At 65.1% G+C, this 18,269-nt stretch carries 11 protein-coding genes; all 11 read left to right on the top strand.

Features of this window, described 5'->3' with window-relative positions; translation table 11 throughout:
* Nucleotides 1-25 precede the first annotated feature (25 nt).
* Nucleotides 26-1,339, top strand: a complete 1,314-nt coding sequence (locus JOF29_RS01190) for a hypothetical protein (protein WP_209692375.1) — start codon at nt 26-28, stop codon at nt 1,337-1,339.
* Nucleotides 1,340-1,414: 75 nt separating this feature from the next.
* Nucleotides 1,415-3,466: a phage tail tip lysozyme gene (locus JOF29_RS01185; protein WP_209692374.1), complete on the top strand. Its 2,052-nt coding sequence runs from the start codon at nt 1,415-1,417 to the stop codon at nt 3,464-3,466.
* A gap of 74 nt (nt 3,467-3,540) precedes the next feature.
* Nucleotides 3,541-4,494, top strand: a complete 954-nt coding sequence (locus tag JOF29_RS01180; protein ID WP_209692373.1) for a hypothetical protein — start codon at nt 3,541-3,543, stop codon at nt 4,492-4,494.
* A complete protein-coding gene (locus tag JOF29_RS01175) occupies nt 4,491-5,186 on the top strand; it encodes a hypothetical protein (RefSeq protein ID WP_209692372.1) in 696 nt (231 codons plus the stop codon). Before JOF29_RS01180 ends, JOF29_RS01175 begins: the two co-directional genes overlap by 4 nt.
* A gap of 101 nt (nt 5,187-5,287) precedes the next feature.
* Nucleotides 5,288-5,788, top strand: a complete 501-nt coding sequence (locus JOF29_RS01170; protein ID WP_209692371.1) for a hypothetical protein — start codon at nt 5,288-5,290, stop codon at nt 5,786-5,788.
* Between the two features lie 19 nt (nt 5,789-5,807).
* Nucleotides 5,808-6,866 carry a hypothetical protein gene (locus tag JOF29_RS01165; protein ID WP_209692370.1) on the top strand — a complete coding sequence of 353 codons (1,059 nt, stop codon included), beginning with the start codon at nt 5,808-5,810 and terminating at the stop codon, nt 6,864-6,866.
* A 50-nt stretch (nt 6,867-6,916) separates the two neighbouring features.
* On the top strand, nt 6,917-9,184 hold the full coding sequence (gene mobL, locus JOF29_RS01160; protein WP_209692369.1) for a relaxase MobL: 2,268 nt from the start codon (nt 6,917-6,919) through the stop codon (nt 9,182-9,184).
* A gap of 181 nt (nt 9,185-9,365) precedes the next feature.
* The gene (locus tag JOF29_RS01155) at nt 9,366-9,935 is read left to right on the top strand and encodes a hypothetical protein (RefSeq protein ID WP_209692368.1); all 570 of its coding nucleotides are present in this window, start codon (nt 9,366-9,368) and stop codon (nt 9,933-9,935) included.
* Nucleotides 9,936-10,052: 117 nt separating this feature from the next.
* Nucleotides 10,053-11,819, top strand: a complete 1,767-nt coding sequence (locus JOF29_RS01150; RefSeq protein WP_209692367.1) for an AAA family ATPase — start codon at nt 10,053-10,055, stop codon at nt 11,817-11,819.
* Nucleotides 11,820-11,859: 40 nt separating this feature from the next.
* Complete coding sequence (locus tag JOF29_RS01145; RefSeq protein ID WP_209692366.1) at nt 11,860-14,001, top strand: coiled-coil domain-containing protein; 2,142 nt, start codon at nt 11,860-11,862, stop codon at nt 13,999-14,001.
* A 118-nt stretch (nt 14,002-14,119) separates the two neighbouring features.
* Nucleotides 14,120-18,133 carry a type IV secretory system conjugative DNA transfer family protein gene (locus JOF29_RS01140; protein ID WP_209692365.1) on the top strand — a complete coding sequence of 1,338 codons (4,014 nt, stop codon included), beginning with the start codon at nt 14,120-14,122 and terminating at the stop codon, nt 18,131-18,133.
* Nucleotides 18,134-18,269: the final 136 nt, after the last annotated feature.

Genomic DNA, 18,269 nt, shown 5'->3' with positions numbered 1-18,269 from the left:
ACGGCCGACAACCGCAGGGACGTACATGAGCATCAACGACAAGCTCACCGCATTCGGCAAGGTCTTCCGGCTCGACTCGCACCACGCGATTGAGCGCTTCGGGCTCTTCTTCGGCGTGCTCACCCTCGCAGGCGTGCTCTTGCTCGCGGCATCGGGTGTGTCGGCGATCACGGCCGGGCGCGACACTCTCGCCGAAAGGGCTCTGTGGACCCCAAAGTTCACGACCTCGAAGACACAGCTCAGTGGCGATGTCGACGGCGTCTACACCAATAAGCGCAAGAACAAGGCTCTGATCATGATGCACTTCGACGATCGGGCCAAGATCTCCTACGACGCGCCCGACTACAAGGCGTTCCTGCTCGGATCGGACGACAAACTCAAGACCGAGAAGCTGAAGACCCCTGGCGTCACCGGGTCGTTCCACGTCTTCGGGGCAACTGGCTACGTCGGCGTGGTTCTCGAGTCGCAGCGGCCGTTCGAGCCGCAGGTGCTCAACCTCACCATCCGGGCCAACGCGGAGCTCTCCTTCAGTAAGCAGCGAGCCGCCGGGGCGAACGCCGACGAATTGATCGGCGACAGGTCGTTCGCGAAGTACGACCAGTGGCGGATCTTTCTCAATCCCGGGGCCTCGGGAACCACGACGATTGACTCGCTGGACGCGGCGAAGTTCGATGCCGCGCGCGCCTATTACGAGGTCGTCCTCGAACAGGAAGAGACCAAGGCTCGCGACGCTCTCGACGAAAAGCTCGGCGAGATGCGCACGAGCCTCACGCAGATCAGCTCCTACAGCAAAGACCTTGCCACGACAAAAGTCGACGGCCTGTTCCTGCGCCCACCGGGCGTCCCGGCGAGCATCGCCGGCGACCAGGTCACCGGTGAAACCAAGGCTGAATCCAAGGCCGGCGAGTCAACGCTCGCGCTGCACACCACCAAGGTCGTGCCTGGCGGGTTCAAGTTCGACTGGCGCTCGAGCAACGTCGAAGCCGGCTACCTCGATCAGCTCGTGCCGAAAGGCCAAAGCTACGTCGACTACCTCCAGACCAAGGCAGCGGAGACGGCGAGCACCACCGGTACGTCGAGCGAGATCAGCGACATCGCATGGACCTTGTCGAACGGGAAGAGCCTGACCACCGACTACCGGACGTCCGACGTCACCATGCGCCCCTTGACCACGGTCATGAACAACCTGTCCCAGGCATACCAGGACTACTACGCCAGCAAGTCCAAGTACCAATCGGACCTCCTGCTTGGCCTGCTCAAGCTCGACGTCGACCTTCGCGACGTGCGCACCAACAACACGACCAACGCAGACGAGGACTTCCTCGTGACCTACAGCTAAGCCACCTCGGCAGGTCTGGGGCAAGAAGCTCGCGCGGCCGACAGGGCTCCCTGCCGCCACAAGAAAGAGGAAAACATGGAGGACGACACCCCACAGACCGACACGACCACGAACGCGGGCACGAGTGAGCAGCCGACGGCAGGTGCCACCGGTGGCCCGAAGGTCGGGAAAACTCCGGCCCGCGGGGACTTCAAGGGTGCCATGGCCGGAGCCGCAGCCGAGGCCGCGGTCGACCAGGCCGTCGGAGACAGGCTGTCCGACGGCAAGAAGCGGCTGTTGGCCGCCGGCGCCCGCGGTGCAGCCGAGGGCGCGATGCGGGGCGGCGCAGCAGGCGCAGGCGTCGGCGCCGCGAAGGAGACCGGGCTAGCCGCCCTGCGGCAGACCTCGGAGGGGAACAAGCACGCTCCCACCCCGGAGCCGGACGGCCGTAACCACGCACGCCCCACTGTCGATCCCGACAACCAAGATCTTCACCCGAAACTCGGCACGGGCGGCACGAGCTATCGGCGCGACCAGACCTCAGGCGACGAATCCGAGACCACTGCCGGAAACGGACCGGGACATCCAGACAGCGGTGGCCGGAACAAGAAGCTGGCCTTGGCCACCGCGGCGTCCGCTACGCCGCCGGCTGGTTTGCTCGCGCTACTCATCCTCTTCCTGAACTGGCTGAAGTCGTTCTTCTTCGCGATGCTCGCGCAGGCGTTGTCGTTCCTGCAGATGATGCTGCAGTGGATCGTCGGTGCAGGCAGCGCGCTGTGGAATGCCGCCACGAAGCCGTTCATGGCGGCCGGGGCCGCGGTGGCAAAGGTCGTCGCCGCGATCTCCGGCGGCAGTGCGGTGATCTCGACAACGGTCGCTGCGGCAGGACTTGCAGCAGTGTCCGGCCTCGGCGTGCTCGCGCTCATTGGCGGCCTTCTCAGCATCGTCAGCACAACCTTCACCGTGCACGACGATCCGATCGCCACGGACTGCAGCGCACGCGGCGACAACGTGGTCCCGGTCGGGAGTAACGACCCGGTTGGTACGAACGCCGACAAGAACGCCCAAGCCGTGTACTCGGTCCTGAAGACCTGGGGCATGCCTGAGGTCAACATCGCCGGCATCCTCGGCAACTGGACCCAGGAGTCCGGGATCGACCCGACGAGTGTGCAGAACTTCCCCACCGGCACCTACGTCATGACCGACCAGAAGAAGAGCGCTGCACTGAACACCGACAACGGCATCGGCCTTGGCCAGTGGACCTTCGGCCGCAACACGCTCTTGCGCAACTACGCCGGCGCGAAGGGTTCGGACTGGTGGAACCTCGGACTGCAACTGCGGTTCATGGCCGATCTGAACGGCGGGGACAACCCCAGCGACGTCCGAGTCTTCAAGGGCATGCTCACAACCCCACAGGGCACTCCGGCTCAGGCCGCAACGTACTTCCACGAGAACTGGGAACGGTCGGCAGACGGACCCGCCGGGATCGCGGCCCGCGGCCAGAAGGCCGAGATGTGGTTCGCCAAGATGAGCGGCTGGACGGTCGACAAAGGACTGGTCCGCACGACGGTGGGCGACTTCCTCAACGAGGGCAGCACCATCGTCAACCTGCTCCTCGAAGGCGGGCACTGCAACGCCCCAGGCAACGACGGCGCCGTCTCGCCGAAGAGCGGGGGCATGACCCAGGAAGAGGCCCAGGCGCTTGTCGACCTCTTCAATCAGGAGGGCGACAAGTTCCTCGACGGCCGGTACGGCGAAGAGGGTGGGCCGGGGTCCTGCCGCAGCAACCACGCCATGAACTGCACGAGCTTCAGCATCTATTTCGTGAACAAGTACACGTCGTTCCAGGCCTATCCCCCGGGCGACGGTATCCGGACGGCCTACTCGATCGCGGAGCAGACTGGCAAGAAGATGCAGTCGACGCCCGTCCCGTACTCGGTCGGTTCCGGCCCTGGCTCCACGGGATGGGGGCACACGCTCGTGGTGCTTGGTGTCGATGGCGACAAGGTCATCCTCGGCGAGGCGGGCTACTGCGCCTACATGGGCCGGGTGCGCATCGACAGCGCCGCGGCAATGGCAGCCGAGGGCTGGATGTTCGTTGACGTCTCGGACCTGATGCTGCCTGCCGATCAGGTCAAAAAGTCATGACCCCCACCGACCCGCTCCCTGCCCCCAGGACCAGACCACTCAGCCACCCCTCGAACGACCCGGAAGACGAACAGATGACCGACCAGACAACCGGCCCAGCACCGGAGGCAACGGACGCGGACGACAAGAACCTCACCGAACGGTCACGCCGCGAGCACAGCAAGGTCACGGGGCCCGACCTCGAGGTCCGCTTCAACAACTGGGCGGCCGCCCGGCGCACTCGCCCGGGCAGACTTTCCGACGCCCACACACCCAGCAGCCCCAGGCACAGCCCGAGACAACGCCTCGCGATCGTGCTGGGGCTCGCACTGGCCGCTACGGCCGTACTCAGCGCGGTCGGAAACCGGACCTACGACCAGCAGAGCGCGGCAAACACACTCCGGATCAGCGCGCTTCAAACTTCCTCCGCGGTGGCTCCGGACGGCGCCCCCACCCCGACGGCGGCACGGGTCGACAGCAAGGCGCTCGCGGTGCTCAACGCACGGGCCGCGGCGGCTGCAAAGGCAATGGCGGACAAGCAGCAGGAGTACACCGGGCTCTTCCATGCGGTGAACAACGCTCCCGGTGCTGGCAACGGTGCACCGAACGAAGCCGTCCTGAAGACCGTCGAGCATCGCCGGGTGCTGGCCCCGTTATGGGATCCGAAGTCCTTCGTCGCCGACGAACGGCTGGCCTATTCCTTTACGACGACGCCCTACTTCGGCAGGGACGAGATGGACCCGCGCTTTGCCTGGTATGTCCGCTACGACGGGCTGAAGGCGGCGGATCCGCAGTCGTACGGCTGGAGGGTCGAGTCGGTGATGCCGACGCTCGACGCGCCGACCAGGGCGCGGGTGGTCTGGGTGTGCAGGGACAGCAAGAGCACGGTGCTCGCCTGGGCCAGCGCTACCTACGCCGACTCGATGCGGACGTTCAGCGGACTCGGGCTGGTCGTCACGGCCGCGGGCCGGCAGCACCAGCCCGAGACGGACGCAGCAAGGGCCGGCAGAGCGCCGGAGCTGGGAGAAGGGCCGGTGCGGAAGCCATGACGGTGCCGGACAAGAGTGGGTTCTGGGCGAGGAACCGTTGGATCCTGGCGCTCGCGACCGTAGTGGCCACCGGGATCGTCCTGGCTGCTGCCGAGGCGGTCGACCAGTCGCGGCATCTCGCTGCTCAGGAGTCGCAGGTCAGGTCTTTGGAGGCGTCGAGTTCACAAGAGGCCCGGCAGGAAGCCGAGGTCTCGGAGAAGACCGTCCTGGCAGGGATCGGCATCAGCACGGCCCGGGTCAGGAAAGACACCGCGACCCTCGCCCAACTGCTGTCCATGGCCTTCACCTGGGATTCCGGCGAGACCTACGAGCTCGCCCGCGAGTCGCTGAAGGACCGCTTCGGTCTGTCCGAGAAGGACGCCTTCCTGCAGACCTTCCTGCCGCCGTCCAGATTCAACGAGGACGCCGGCCGGAAGCGGCGCTACTACATCGACGCGATCGCTATGACCTCGACGGTCAGCCGCAACCTCGACGTCGACGTGGTCGAAGTGGCTGCCACCCGCTACCGCTACGCGGTCATGGCAGACATCGAGGTCGGTGTCAGCAGCGCGGCGCAGAACGCAGAGGGGCGGGCGACGCGGCAGCCGACCGCTATTCGGCGGGTCCTTCTCTACGCCACCGTCAGCGCCGATGGGACGGTCTCGAACCTGACCGGGATTGCTCCATCGGGCTCGACCCGCTTCTCGCGATGATCCGATTCAGCTTGACCGCGGACAAATTCGCTGCCCTTGGAGCCGGCCGCCGTCGACTCTCGAGCCGGCAACCACCACCTCAGACGAAGGACATCAGACAGATGACGACGATCTCCAGGCCCGCCCAGGCGGTTGCCCAGCCGGAGCAGCGAGAAGAGGGCAAGACCGAACGCCCGAAGAGCCACACGAGAGCGGCATTCGCCGCAGTGCCGGCCCGGGTCAAGGCGGGCACACCGTTACTGGTGTGGACGGCTGTGATCCGGCTCGCCACCACCCTGGCCGACTACATGCTCGTCATGGTCACGGCTGTGAGTGTCATTCCGATGATCGGGGCGTACCTGCATCAACGGTCCGGCACGTCGCTCGGCAGTCCCACTGCCAGCGCGACGATCGCAGTCTGGCTCGTGCCGTTCCTGTTCGTCGTCGTCGCGCTCGCCGTCGCAGAGATCGCTTTCATGCGCTGGCTGTGGCGGGCCGGAAGCGGCCGGATCGCCAGCCTCAAGCACACCCGGCGCAGCAGACCCGAGAAGGTCGCCGACACCGAGACCGCTCACCGCGACGGACGGGCCACCCGCAAGAAGCCGGCCAGGAACCGGAGATGAGCCGACAGGAGCTTCTGACATGAGAATCGCAGGACTTGCCATGAACGACGTGTGGGCGCACCGCGTACTGCGCGAGCGCGGCGTCGAGACCACACGGACGGAGAAGATCGACGCGGATGTTGCCGTGCTCGTCGAATCCATGGAGCTGAAGCACCACGGCCCGGACAGAAACTACCGGCCATACCTCCACCTGCACGGCGAACTGCGCTCGGTGCGTCCTCATCAGCAGTTGCCGTACGGCGTCGACGAGGTGACGTTCCCGATCGGCGGCAGCGAACCGGTCGACGTGTTCTACGAGTTCGACGACCAGCAACTCGTACAACTGGCCCAGAAGGGCTACTTCTCCCCGGCATTCAACCTCCCCGAGCACGTCACCGGGATCGACTGGGAGCTGCCCGCCACCATCGATGCCCTCGTGCTCGCTCCGTCCGGAGACACAACGCTCGTCACAACGCCCGAGAGCGCCCCGGACGTGCCCGTGGTCTTCGTCCGCGTCCACGGCCTCGGCAGCCTCGACGTCGACCTGGAGTCCTCCGGCTACGACATCACGGAGTACTTCGCCGATCACAGCACGACGGCCGACTCGCGGCACGACCAGGACGTGGTCAGCCAGACTGGCGTGAGCGCTCGCTCCGACGCATTCACGTCGCTGTTCGACGACGCCGACTTCGGGCAAGCACCCACCCCCACGACCCTGGCGCGACCCGGAGCAGAAAACGACACCGCGAGCCCACTGGCGACGCGGATGCAGGCGGTCGCTGCATCCCTGGACGCCGAGCAGGCGCAGCTTCGCCTGGAGCGCGAGGAAGAAGCAGGCACCCCCGAGAACGTCTACCGCTCCAGGGTCGCCGGCTCCCTCGAGGAGACCAGCGCCAAGGCGGCCATCGACGAGGGACCCGAGCCGGTCGCATCTCTCGACCTGGACGGCGAGACAGCCGAGAACCTGCCTATCGAGCCAGTCCACACCGAACCGCCCGCCGACATGACTCGCCTCGACGAGCTGAGGCGCCAAGTGACGCTGCGTGCTGCTGACCTTGACCCCGGCGAAGCAGGGTCGGTCCCGGACCACCAGGTCTGACATCGGGCCGGCACAACGGCGCGGCGGATGGCGAGGAGCTTGTCGCCGGGATGGCGGCCGCCAAGATCACCAAGGGGATGGGCATGGGCCTGAAGCAGGACGTAGTGATCGTCAACGAGTTCTCGATCAAGAATCCGGACGGCTCGGGGTCACGGGGTGCGACGCCGGGCAGCTACGTCGAGCGCTACATGGCGCGGGAGCAGGCGACCGAGTCGCTGGCACCGGTACAGCGGCTGCGCACCGACGACTTCATCGTCCGGTACATGGCCCGGGCATCAGCCGTCGACCACGCGATATCGCGCGAAGCGGCCAAGAACGACATGCGCCAGGCGCAGGGCGCCGGCGGTGTCGCCTTCGGCTACAGCTCGGTGTCCTTGTCCGACGAACAGTTACGCGCGGCCAGTCGAGACATCCAGGACCACTTCGAGGCCGGCCGCACGGTACTCAAGACGGTCCTGTCGTTCGATGAGGCCTACCTGAAAAAGCACGGCATCGTCGATCAGGACTTCCACTGCCAGGCACGAGGGGACTACCGCGGTCACATCGACCAGATGAAGCTGCGTCTGGCGATCATGCACGGGCTGGAACGGATGAGCTCAGGCAACAGCGGCTTCGACGATCTGCGCTACGTCGGGGTCATCCAGGTCGACACCGAGCACGTGCACTGCCATCTGGCCATGGTCGACGCCGGGACCGGCACGGTCACACCGTCCGGAACTCAGCGGGGCAAGCTTCTGGACCGGCACAAATCCAGGCTCCGCCGCGGCGTTGACGCCTGGCTCGACGAGAAACAGACGATGGCGCACCTGTCCAGCGCCGTTGGCTACGAGCGGCGCAACGTCACTACCTTCATCAAGCGCTGGGCACACGAACGGATGCGCGACGACGCACTCCCCCAGTTCCTCATCGCGTGCCTCCCAGAAGACCACCGGCTCTGGCGTGCCGGCAGCAACGACCGCCGCATGCGTAAGGCGAACCAGTTGGCCACCGAGCTCGTCACCGAGCAGCTCGAGCGCCCCGGCTCCCCGCTGCCGCAAGCCATGGAAAGGATCGTCGACTACGCCAACCAGCGCCGCGCGAGCGAATCGCTCACAACACGTGAGTGGCAACAACTGGTGAGCCGCGGACGCGCGCAGATCCTCGAGCAGGCGGTCAACGGCGTCTACCAACTGGTGCGCTCGCTTCCTGCCGATCAGCTGCGCATCCGCACACCCATGCTCGACGTCATGGGCCTGGACTACGAGCAGCTGACCGCACTGGCGCACGACCGCGCCCCTGACAGCGGTCCCGAGGAGACCGACCTCGTCTCGTTCGCCTTCCGGCTGCGCAGCTACAACTCCCGGCTTGAACACCACCGAGAGCGCGCCTTGGCCTATCGGGATCTGGCCCGGCAATGGGAGAAGGCCCAGGCGGTCGGTGTCGCGGCCGAGGAATCACGCCCGCTGTACGACTTCTACCGCTTCGAGCAGGAATATCACCGCAAGCTCACCGCCAAGTATCGGCACTTCCTGCCGTTCGTCGGCGACACCAGCGCGTGGTACGAGCAGCACAGGCAAGTCTCGGACTACGGTCAACGGCTCCTATCACTGATGAGCCTGCGCAGAGATGCCTCGTTACAGCGGATGAGGGACGCCCAAGAGGCAGAGCGACTGGGCCGCGAAATCTACGGACAGCCCGGAGGGCGTCTGCTCACCGAGGGCACCGCGGGCCGGACCGTCCTCGACCACCGGATCTTGACGATGCAGCGGTCCTACGACGAGCGTCTGGACGGGCTGCGCGCCTCGCTGTACGGATCAGGGCTGGTCTTGGTCACCCTGAACGCCGCCGACGAGCCCCCCGGGGTAGAGATCACCCGAGGCGCGGACTACGACTTCGACGAAGTCAGGTCGCTCGACCTGCACCACCTCGGCTACGACTTCTTCTCCGACGTCACGATCGGCGCCCAGGCCCGGACAGGATTCACCACCGCGGCTGCACAGCGGCGGCGGCTCCTGATCGCGGCTATGGCCTACCTGGACGACTCCGGGCAGGCACGAGCGATCACCGACCTCCCGGTCGACGACGTCGCGGCCATGACGGAACTTGCCGCACAACTGGCACGGTCTACGGACTCTGCCGGCAAGAGCACCCTCCCGAGCCGGTTCGCACAGCTGCGCACCCAGCAGAACCTCACCCACCGCCGGACGACCTCGGCACTCGACGCCGCCCTCGTCATTCGTCTCCAACACCAGATCGATCGGGTCGTCCTCGAGGCCGGCGCCCTTTCAGGTCCCGACTCCCCCGATCCCCACGAATCCGAGGCGAACCGCGACACCTAGGCAGGTCCGGCCAGCGACATCATCCATTAGATAATCATTAGATACTCTTCTCTACTTGCATTAATGATTATCTAGATAGTAATCTGTGGACGATTCGCGGGCCGGGTCTCGTACCCGCAGCGGATGTTGCCGATCCAGACCGACTCGTGGTCGAGCCGGGCAGAAACAGGGAGAAGAGATCATGGCACTGCTCAAGGGCAAGGGCGCGATGACCGGCGTCAACCTGCTGGCCAAGACGTACAACAACAACGCAACGAAGGACGGGAAGACGCGCTTCCTCGACGTCATGGTGGACCACCGCGACCCGCGCGGACCGGAGCAGACGAACCTGCACCTGGTCTCTCAGCGCACCGAGGGGGACCGCATCAACAACGGCGCGCCGTATTCGAAGGGGCAGTTCGTCGAGATCGTCGACGCAGCCGGCCCCAACTCGGAGCCGATCATGAACAAGGACGGCCAGGAGATCGGCCGCGTCTACGCGGTCAAGGCGAACGTGATGCCGTCAACCAAGGGCGGCGGGCTCGTTCTCAACTCGAAGTCGCTCACCCGATCGGACTTCAAGATCGACGACAAGACGATGGACGGTCAGTTCGCATCCATGAAGGCGGCCAAGAAGGCCGCAGGCACCTCGGCTGAGCAGGAGGCTGAGACGCCGGTCACCGAGGCGCAGGCCGCCGCGGAGCACGGTGACGTACCGCTGTTCGAGGACGCCGCGACGCCGGCGAGAGGCGAGGAGCTCGCGGTGGGCTGATCGGGATCAGATCAACCATCAGGCCCCGGTAGCCGGGGTGAGCTCATACGGTCCTCGCAACGCCTCGACCAAGGTGGTGCGAGGACCGTGTCATGACTGCAGCGGAGGAAGCAGGCCATGTTCGACGGTTCCCGGCTGAACGAGGGCTACACACTGCTCGCCCGCCTGTCCAGCCCTATGAAGCCGCCAGAGCGCGAGATCGTGGGCCGCGGGTACGAGATGACACAGTTGCTGGCGGCAATGAGGCGCGCCGAACTGTGCAACGCTCTGCTGCTGGCTCCTGCTGGATCCGGAAAGAGCGTGCTCGTCCAGGGCGTCAGTCAGATCGACACACAGCGGCTCTACCTCGAAGTCGACCCGGCGCGAATGATCTCCGAGGCCGGCGACTCCGACCGGATGGCCTCGACACTCAAGGGCTTCTTCGACGAGGCCGAACGCTTTGCCCGCGACGAGAACCGTGAACTGGTCCTGTTCATCGACGAGTTCCATCAGATCGTGCAGTTGTCGGATGCGGCGGTCGAGGCGATCAAGCCTGTGCTCGCCGCTTCAGGGGCCCGAGGAATCCGGGTGATCGCTGCCACGACGTACGAGGAGTTCCACCGCCACATTGCGCCGAACCAGCCACTCGTGGAGCGGCTGCAGCGCATCAATCTCGCTCCACCGGACGAGGCGACAACGGTGAAGATTCTCGAAGGCATGGCCGAGCGCTACGGAGTGGCCGATCAGTTCCACGGCGACCATCTCTTCCGGCTGATCTACGAGTACACGCAGCGATACATGCCGGCGAGTTCGCAGCCGCGCAAGTCCATCCTGGTGCTCGATTCAATGGTGGGCTGGCATCGGCACACGAAGCGGGCCATCGACAAGCGCCTGCTCTCGGACGTACTGATGGAGTCGCTGAACGTCAACGTCGCATTCAGGGTCGACGGCGCCCTGATCAAGCAGCAACTCGATGAGAAGGTGTACAGCCAAGACCATGCCACGTCGGTCGTTGCACGGCGGCTGCAGCTGTGCGTTGCGGATCTGAACGATCCATCACGGCCCATGGCATCCATGTTGTTTGCCGGGAGCACCGGTGTCGGCAAGACCGAACTGACCAAACAGCTGGCCAGGCTGCTGTTCGGCGACGATCAGCGTCACCTGATCCGGTTCGACATGACCGAGTTCGCCTCGGACGACTCTTTCGGGCTCTTCCGCTCCGAGCTCACCAAGCGGGTCTGGGACCTGTCACACGCCGTGCTCCTGTTCGACGAGATCGAGAAGGCCTCGCCGATGGTCACGCGCGTCCTGCTCCAGGTACTCGACGACGCCCGGCTGTCGGACGACAACAACCGCGAGGTGTCGTTCCTCAACACCTACATCGTGCTCACCACGAACGTGGGCAACGAGATCTTCTCGACCATCGCGCAGTACGAGCCGGACGACACCGGCTCGGGCAAGAAGCTCAGCGAGTACGACAAGCTGATCCGGCGGTCGATCTCGACCACCGCGGGCGCCGATCGCTTTCCGCCCGAGCTCCTGGGCCGCATCGACGCGATCGTTCCGTTCCAGCCGCTCTCGCTGGAGACACAACGAAAGATCGTGAAGAACAAACTGTGGAGCCTGGTTGAGGAGGTCCGGGTCAAGCACAACGCACAAGTCGTCATGTCCGAGCGAGTCCTGCAGTACCTGGTCGACGACAAGGGCGACTCCGACTCCGACGCCGGCGGCGCTCGAACAGCGGTCGCGAAGCTCACCGACGAGGTCAGCACGGAAGTAGCGCGCTTCGTCAACGAGCACCCCACCGAGCGCCGGCTCAGCGTCGACGTCAACGGCGAACTGGCCAGCGATCACAAAACGATGCTGATCTCAGACGGCCACATCGTGGTCTCCGCGATGAGGTAGTCCCTCCACTATCCACAATCCTTTCCGAATGATCTATTAAATGATCATTGAATGGTATCTTCGGATGGTGTTGCATCGACCTCCTGGTAGACGAGGCAAATCGGGCTATAGATCGAAGGGACCCATTGGTGTGAGCATCCTGACAGGACCCAAGCATGCCGTGCGGAGGAAGGATCGGCAGAAGAAGCCGGACGAGCTGCTGTCGTCGGTGGTCCGGGAGACCGCCGTCCCGGCGGCTGTCGAGTTGCTCCGCGGCAACGAGCGTTTCGGTTTGCCCAGCGGGACGGCATGGGTGGTCCTGGTGCTTGCCGCAGAAAGCATCGGCGGTCTGAGCAGGCGTCACGGCCGTGACGAGGCCAGGGGCTCCATCATCGAGCTGATCGAGAACGATTCGATCCGCACGCTAGCGACCGGCGACATGCTCGACCAGCAGATCTTCGGGATCATTCCGACGATCGGGACGCTCGAGCGGATGGACGAATACGGGCTGCTCACCACTGCGGACTACACCTGGGCGGTGGTCTACCAGCGCGGCGGCCAGGGCCTCCAGGTCGACCTGGCGGCGCCAGCAACCTTCGCTCAGGCGCAAGGAGTCTCGCAGGGCCGGGTCGATCTCAAGGACGCGGTCGGCGCCGAGATGTGGGCGCGGCACAGCGGCGAGGCGAACATCGATGCCGGCCTCACCGAAGCGGCCGCCGACGCCGAGCTGGCTGAGGTCGCGGTGGAGCCGAACGAGAGATCCTTCGACGACGGCGACCCACTGTTCGACCAGGAACCGGTATTCGGCACCGACCCGGACGACGATCTGGACTTCTCGACCGCCTTCACCGACGACGAGGGTCTCGACTCGCCGTCCTTCGACGAGCACGGTTCCCCCGACGAGCTGGCCGACGGGGTCATCGGACCGGGCAATCCGGAGCCCAGCGGCGAAGGGTTGGATCAGCCCACAGAACAGCTGCCGGCCGCGCCGGTAGCGAACCAGCTTCAGGTGCGCGGAAGCCTGGCTCGACGGTTCCTCAGCGAGGACCTTGACCTGCAGGTCACGCTGGACGAGTTCACGACGTCGTTCGGCGTCGGCGCGCTGACCGTTCAGATCGAGGCACCACAGGCTGCCACCTCATGGCTCGGCGATCAGCTCGCGCAACTGGTTCGGCAGGCTAACGCGCAACTGTCGCAGTTGCACGCCGACGGTCAAACGACGCTGCAAACGCAGTTCGTCACGCTCATGAGCCTGCACGCAGAGCAGGTGATCCGCGAGGTCTCCATCGATCGTGAGGGAAGCGTCTACCAGGGGCTGACCGCCGGGGCGCGGGCCGAGTACCGCGAAGCGCTGGCTGCCAGGGAGGAGAAGGGCCGGCAGGCTCAGGCCGAGATCGCCGACGTATTCGAGGCCGCTATCGCCCGGGTCGGTCAGCAGGCGGCCGCCCAGGCCGAGGCGCAGTACCGAGAGCGGAACAGTCCACGGATCCGGCGCGAGCAGCTCGATGCCGTGACGGCGATCGAGGCGAAGGTCGAGAACGACTACGACTACACCCGCCAGGAGATCCTCGGTCTTCGCCGCAAGGACGCCGAACGCAAGATGGCGATCGGCATGACCCGGGTCTTCGAAGTGCTGGCCGAGCGCCAAGCCGAGGCTCTGGCTGCCGAGCGCGCGCTGCTGGTTCGCCTGACGGACGAGATCCAGTCGGTCATCGACGAGAACCGCAAGAACGACATCAGCCGCGCGCAGGCGCTGGCCGCCGAGCAGGCCACGGTCGACCGGGTCGGTTCGCTCGAGCGCGAGCACGCCGGGGCGATCGCCCGGATGCGTGCTGAGCAGGAGGAGCAGTCACGCCGGGCCGAGGAGGAGTTCGAGCGCGCGCGTCACTCCACGATCGAGCACCTGCGTGCCCGGGACGAGGAGTGGCAGCACCGCCTCAACCTGGAGAGCGAGAAGACGACGTCGCAGACGAACCGGGTCAGCGATCTGCTGCTGCAGATGGACCACATGAGCGAGTCGTTCGGCAAGCACTACGACGCACGGGTCAATGAGCTGCAGGCAGACCGCCAGGCCTACATCAACGATCTGGAGCGATCGAACTTGATGCAGTCGCGATCCAACACAGCACTGATCGCGATGGCGGCCGTGCTCGCACTACTCATGCTGGCGGGCGGGTTCGTCATCGGCGCGACCCTGATCTGAGCGCATCGCAGGGCAGCAGCCGATCGCAGAAAGAGGCCAGCGGCGTACAGGGGATCGTCCCCGCGCCGGTGCCGTTATCGACTTTTCCGGCAACACAGTGAGGACGAGGAGCGCACCAATGGCGCGAGGGAAGCGGAAGGCGTCGCGGGCGAGGGCGAGCGGCTGGGACAAGATCTCGGCCCGGGGTTCCGGGCAGACGCTGTCACATCGCGACGTGCACGACCGGCAACAGCTCGACCGGGGCCAGCTGCAGGCCAGGCGATCGAAAGCGCCCGGAATGGCGGGCGCGATCATTGCCGGTGCGATCATCGCCGTCATCACCTGGGTCCTCTACTCGGTGATCGCCTTGGTCGTCCTAGGGCTGGGAAGCACGATCTCGAACACCGCGAATGGCGACCGCCCGGGTGAGAAGTTCTACATCAAGTCGACCCGCACCGCCGAGGGTGGCGCCGCCGAACCCTGCTACCAGCAGCTCGACAAGGCCGGGCAGCCCACAGGGAAGTGCTATCCGGACCTCGCTGACGTTCCTGTGCCGCAGTGGTACACAGCCAAGCAGCACGACGCGAAGAAGCAGGGAACCGAACCTGCCAAGACGACGAATCTCGGTGCTCAACTGGCCGACGTGTCCGGATTGAAGCTGTTCGTCTCGCTGGGGACGGGGCTTGTGCTCGGCGTCGTGCTGGCCGCCTGGGTCTCGAAGCGGGTCGACGCCGCCAATCTGATGCGCGACACCTCCGACATCAACCAGTACGAGAACGACCAGCACATCGCGGTGCCCGAAGAGATCCAGCGCAAGTTCGACTGGTTTCCCGACGCCGGCGCGCACTCGGGTGTCCAGGTCTCCTCGATGATCAGTCACATGATGCTCCAGAAGAAGGGGCTCAAGATGATCGCGGTGTCGCGTCGCGCCGCCGCGGACGTCGTGGACGAGGACGGCCATCTCGTCTACTACGCCGGTGAGGCCATCGACGACGACAACGGCGAACCGGTCGTCGACTCGCTGCCGATCATCGATGAACAGTTCGGCGACGACCTCTTCGACACCTCCGGGCTGCCGGCCGACAAGTGTCTGCGGAAGAAGTACGCCACCACGGTGATCCCGTACAACGGGGACGGGAAGGACCGCGGCAAGCTCGGGCCTTACAAGACGGTCGCCGACCTGATCAACGACGATTGGTCGTTTCCTGCCTACGAGGTCCAGCGCCCGGGCGGGGCGTACATCGTGGACACCGCACCGGTGAACACGATGGTGCTGGCGATCACCCGGGCCGGTAAGGGGCAGACCTACATCGAGCCGATGCTCGACATGTGGTCGCGCGAGAAGCGCCCGTCCAACATGGTCATCAACGACCCCAAGGGCGAGCTGCTCGTGAAGAACTACGTTCCGTTCGTGACCCGCGGCTTCGAACCGGTGCAGTTCAACCTCATCAACGCGATGAAGACCGACATCTACAACCCGCTGGGCATGGCGGCCGACGCGGCACGCGAGGGCGACTCGACCAAGTGCGCCCTGTACGTCGAGAACATCGCCGATGTCTTCTTCCCCGTCGACGGCGGCGAGGACCCGGTCTGGCCGAACGCGGCGAACAACGCCTTCAAGCGCGCGGCCTACGGCCTCATCGACTTCTATCTCGAAGAGGAACGCGAGCTGCGCGAGCATGCCGCGGCGACGCGCATGGATCCCGAGACGCTGGAAAGGCGCCTCGACGACATGTGGGGGCACGTCACCCTCTACAACTGCTACCAGCTCTTCGTCCAGCTCACGAGCAAGAAGCTCAAGAACCCTGAGGCCGAGCTGGAGAAGAAGGTCAAGGCCGGCGGATTCGAGAACGATGAGGCCGGCCTCGAAGCGGCCCGCGACGACGCCGAGCGCCAGGCGTTCCTGTGGGAGGGCAAGGCGGACCAGGACATGCTCACGCTCTACTTCAACGCGACCGAGGCATTGCCGACCAACACCATGCGCACGCTCATCGGCAACGCCAACAACGCGCTGCGGGCGATGGCGGGTGCCGAGAAGATGCTCGCGTCGGTGTACGGCATCGCGATCACGGCCATGAGCTTCTTCACCGACCCCACGATCTCGACCCTCACCTCGGGCAAACCCTCGCAGAACACCGACCTGGGCGGGCTGTCGTTCCCGCGCAGGCTGGGCGTGCGCTTCTCCATGAACTACCTCAAGCGCGACCACCTCATCGGCCAGCAGGCCATGTGGTCGGCCTATGCCGACCCGAGATTCGCCGAACCTCTCGGCGAGGACTTCGACCACGCCGACATCGTCTCGCGTGAAGGCTGGGCCCGGTACTACTTCAAGGGGAAGTTCCCCACCGACGAAGCCTGGCTGAAGCTCGAACTGGTGAACCCACAGTCGAAAATGCTGGTGCGTACCTTCTACTTCCACTTCAAGAAGAACTATCAGGTCTCGCTCAACGGCCGGCACTACGTCGCCGAGCCCGTCACAGGCAAGAAGATCGTCAAGAACGGCGTGATCCGTGAGCTCCGGCCGGTTCACACAAACGCCACGCACGGCAGCGCGATCACCGAGTACCAGCCGGCCGACACCACCTATCCGCAAGACCGGCTCGATCTCACGGCATCCGGTGCCCCCGAGAAGGTCAGGGGGCACGCACGCGCGATCACACAGACGATGGTGCGCTACTCCGAGGCCCCGAAGGCCGTATTCCTGGTGACCCCGCCACACCTGATGAAGTACGCCAAGCTGATCTTGATCCTGATCAAACAACTGGTCGATCTGAACTTCGACAAGTCCTACATGACCAAGAGCAACCAGAAACCGCTGTACAAGACGCGGTTCATGCTCGACGAGCTGGGCAACCTGCAGTCCGACGGCAACGGCATCGCGGGCTTCGAGACGATGCTCTCCATCGGCCTGGGCCAGGAACAGCAGTTCACCTTGATCCTGCAGACCCTTCAGCAGCTGCGTGACGTCTACGGAGAAAGCGTCGACAAGATCGTCCAGGGGAACACGAGCAACATCGTGTTCCTCAAGTCCACCGACGATTCGATGATCGAGACGCTCGAGAAAATGAGCGGCACCACGCACAAGTCCTACATCGACTCCAAGCAGATCAGCCAGGACCTGGACAAGGTCGTGGGCGGCAAGACCGAGGGCCGCGTCTCCTACACGATGAACACCAAGGAGGAGCCGCTGATCAAGTACAACGACATGGCGTTCATCCCCGAACGCAACTCGATCGTCTTCCGCGCGGGCGACCCTCCGGTCTGGAATCGCAACGAGACAAGCCTGCCGATGTCGTGGCGGCTGTTCGAGGACGCGATCATCCACCCCGGGCGCCCCTACACGCTCCAGACGATCCCGACGCTGAGCTCGGCGTTGGACTTCGACGTGCGGATGAACCAGCCGGACTTCCGCAAGATGCTCGACAAGCGGATGAAGCAGGCGATCCACTCCGGCAGCGCGAAGGACGTCTACCAGGAGAGCTACGGCTACGCCGACGTCGACATCGCGCGCCTCGATCCGGACATCTACTCCGACGAGGTCATGGAGATCGTGCAGATGAAGGTCAACGTCGAGCAAGGACGCGACCCGCATGCGGTCCGCGAGGTCGACGTCGATGACCTCGACGTCGCGATGATCTACGACGACGACCAAGTTGTCGACAACGTCGAGCTCGCCGCGGAGGTCGCCCAGCGCGAGACAGCCGCCGCCGCGCGTCGCCGGCTCATCTACGCCGAAGCGACGATCAGCCAAGACATGCTGGTCAAACCCGACGGAACTGCACGAGTCAAGAGCCTGGACCGGCAGCTCACCGAGGCGTACAAGTCAGCGCTCGTCGAGCTCCAGCAAGACCGGGACCACTTCTCCGTCGGCGGCGACGGAGAGCTGCGCAGCGCCGACGGGTCGCGGACCTACATCACGCCACTGCGCTCGTCGACGTTCGCCGAGGCTGCAAGCAAGCTCAACAGTGCGGCCAGCAGCGGAGACTCGCGGGTCTTCTTCGACAGCGAGTTGCACGCGGAAGACCTGCAGGCGCTGGCAACGGTGGAGATTGCAGCCGACTTCTACCGATTCCTGGCTTCCCTGCCGACCTGGGAACACCTGGCCGGCGGCGCGTTCGACCGCGCGATGGCAGTCGAGATGCTGGACAGCTGAACCGGACCCAGCCTCCGCCGTCCACGTCGGCCGCCGCCCTGCCTTGAGGTGTGGGTGCGGCCGACTCAGCTTTTCAGTGACTATTGAATAATTATCAGGAATAATGATCTACTCTCTATAGAATGGTTATGTGCCG

This window comes from Kribbella aluminosa (genome assembly GCF_017876295.1).
Lineage (GTDB): Bacteria > Actinomycetota > Actinomycetes > Propionibacteriales > Kribbellaceae > Kribbella > Kribbella aluminosa.
The sequence above is the reverse complement of the archived record's forward strand: the minus strand, read 5'-3'. Positions and strand labels throughout refer to the sequence as shown.

Excerpts from the sequence above, each read along its gene's own strand:
- JOF29_RS01155 (WP_209692368.1), top strand. The coding sequence starts at position 9,366 with ATGGCACTGCTCAAGGGCAAGGGCGCGATGACCGGCGTCAACCTGCTG.
- JOF29_RS01185 (WP_209692374.1), top strand. The coding sequence starts at position 1,415 with ATGGAGGACGACACCCCACAGACCGACACGACCACGAACGCGGGCACG.
- JOF29_RS01170 (WP_209692371.1), top strand. The coding sequence starts at position 5,288 with ATGACGACGATCTCCAGGCCCGCCCAGGCGGTTGCCCAGCCGGAGCAG.
- mobL (WP_209692369.1), top strand. The coding sequence starts at position 6,917 with ATGGCGGCCGCCAAGATCACCAAGGGGATGGGCATGGGCCTGAAGCAG.
- JOF29_RS01150 (WP_209692367.1), top strand. The coding sequence starts at position 10,053 with ATGTTCGACGGTTCCCGGCTGAACGAGGGCTACACACTGCTCGCCCGC.
- JOF29_RS01165 (WP_209692370.1), top strand. The coding sequence starts at position 5,808 with ATGAGAATCGCAGGACTTGCCATGAACGACGTGTGGGCGCACCGCGTA.
- JOF29_RS01175 (WP_209692372.1), top strand. The coding sequence starts at position 4,491 with ATGACGGTGCCGGACAAGAGTGGGTTCTGGGCGAGGAACCGTTGGATC.
- JOF29_RS01190 (WP_209692375.1), top strand. The coding sequence starts at position 26 with ATGAGCATCAACGACAAGCTCACCGCATTCGGCAAGGTCTTCCGGCTC.
- JOF29_RS01145 (WP_209692366.1), top strand. The coding sequence starts at position 11,860 with ATGATCATTGAATGGTATCTTCGGATGGTGTTGCATCGACCTCCTGGT.
- JOF29_RS01180 (WP_209692373.1), top strand. The coding sequence starts at position 3,541 with ATGACCGACCAGACAACCGGCCCAGCACCGGAGGCAACGGACGCGGAC.
- JOF29_RS01140 (WP_209692365.1), top strand. The coding sequence starts at position 14,120 with ATGGCGCGAGGGAAGCGGAAGGCGTCGCGGGCGAGGGCGAGCGGCTGG.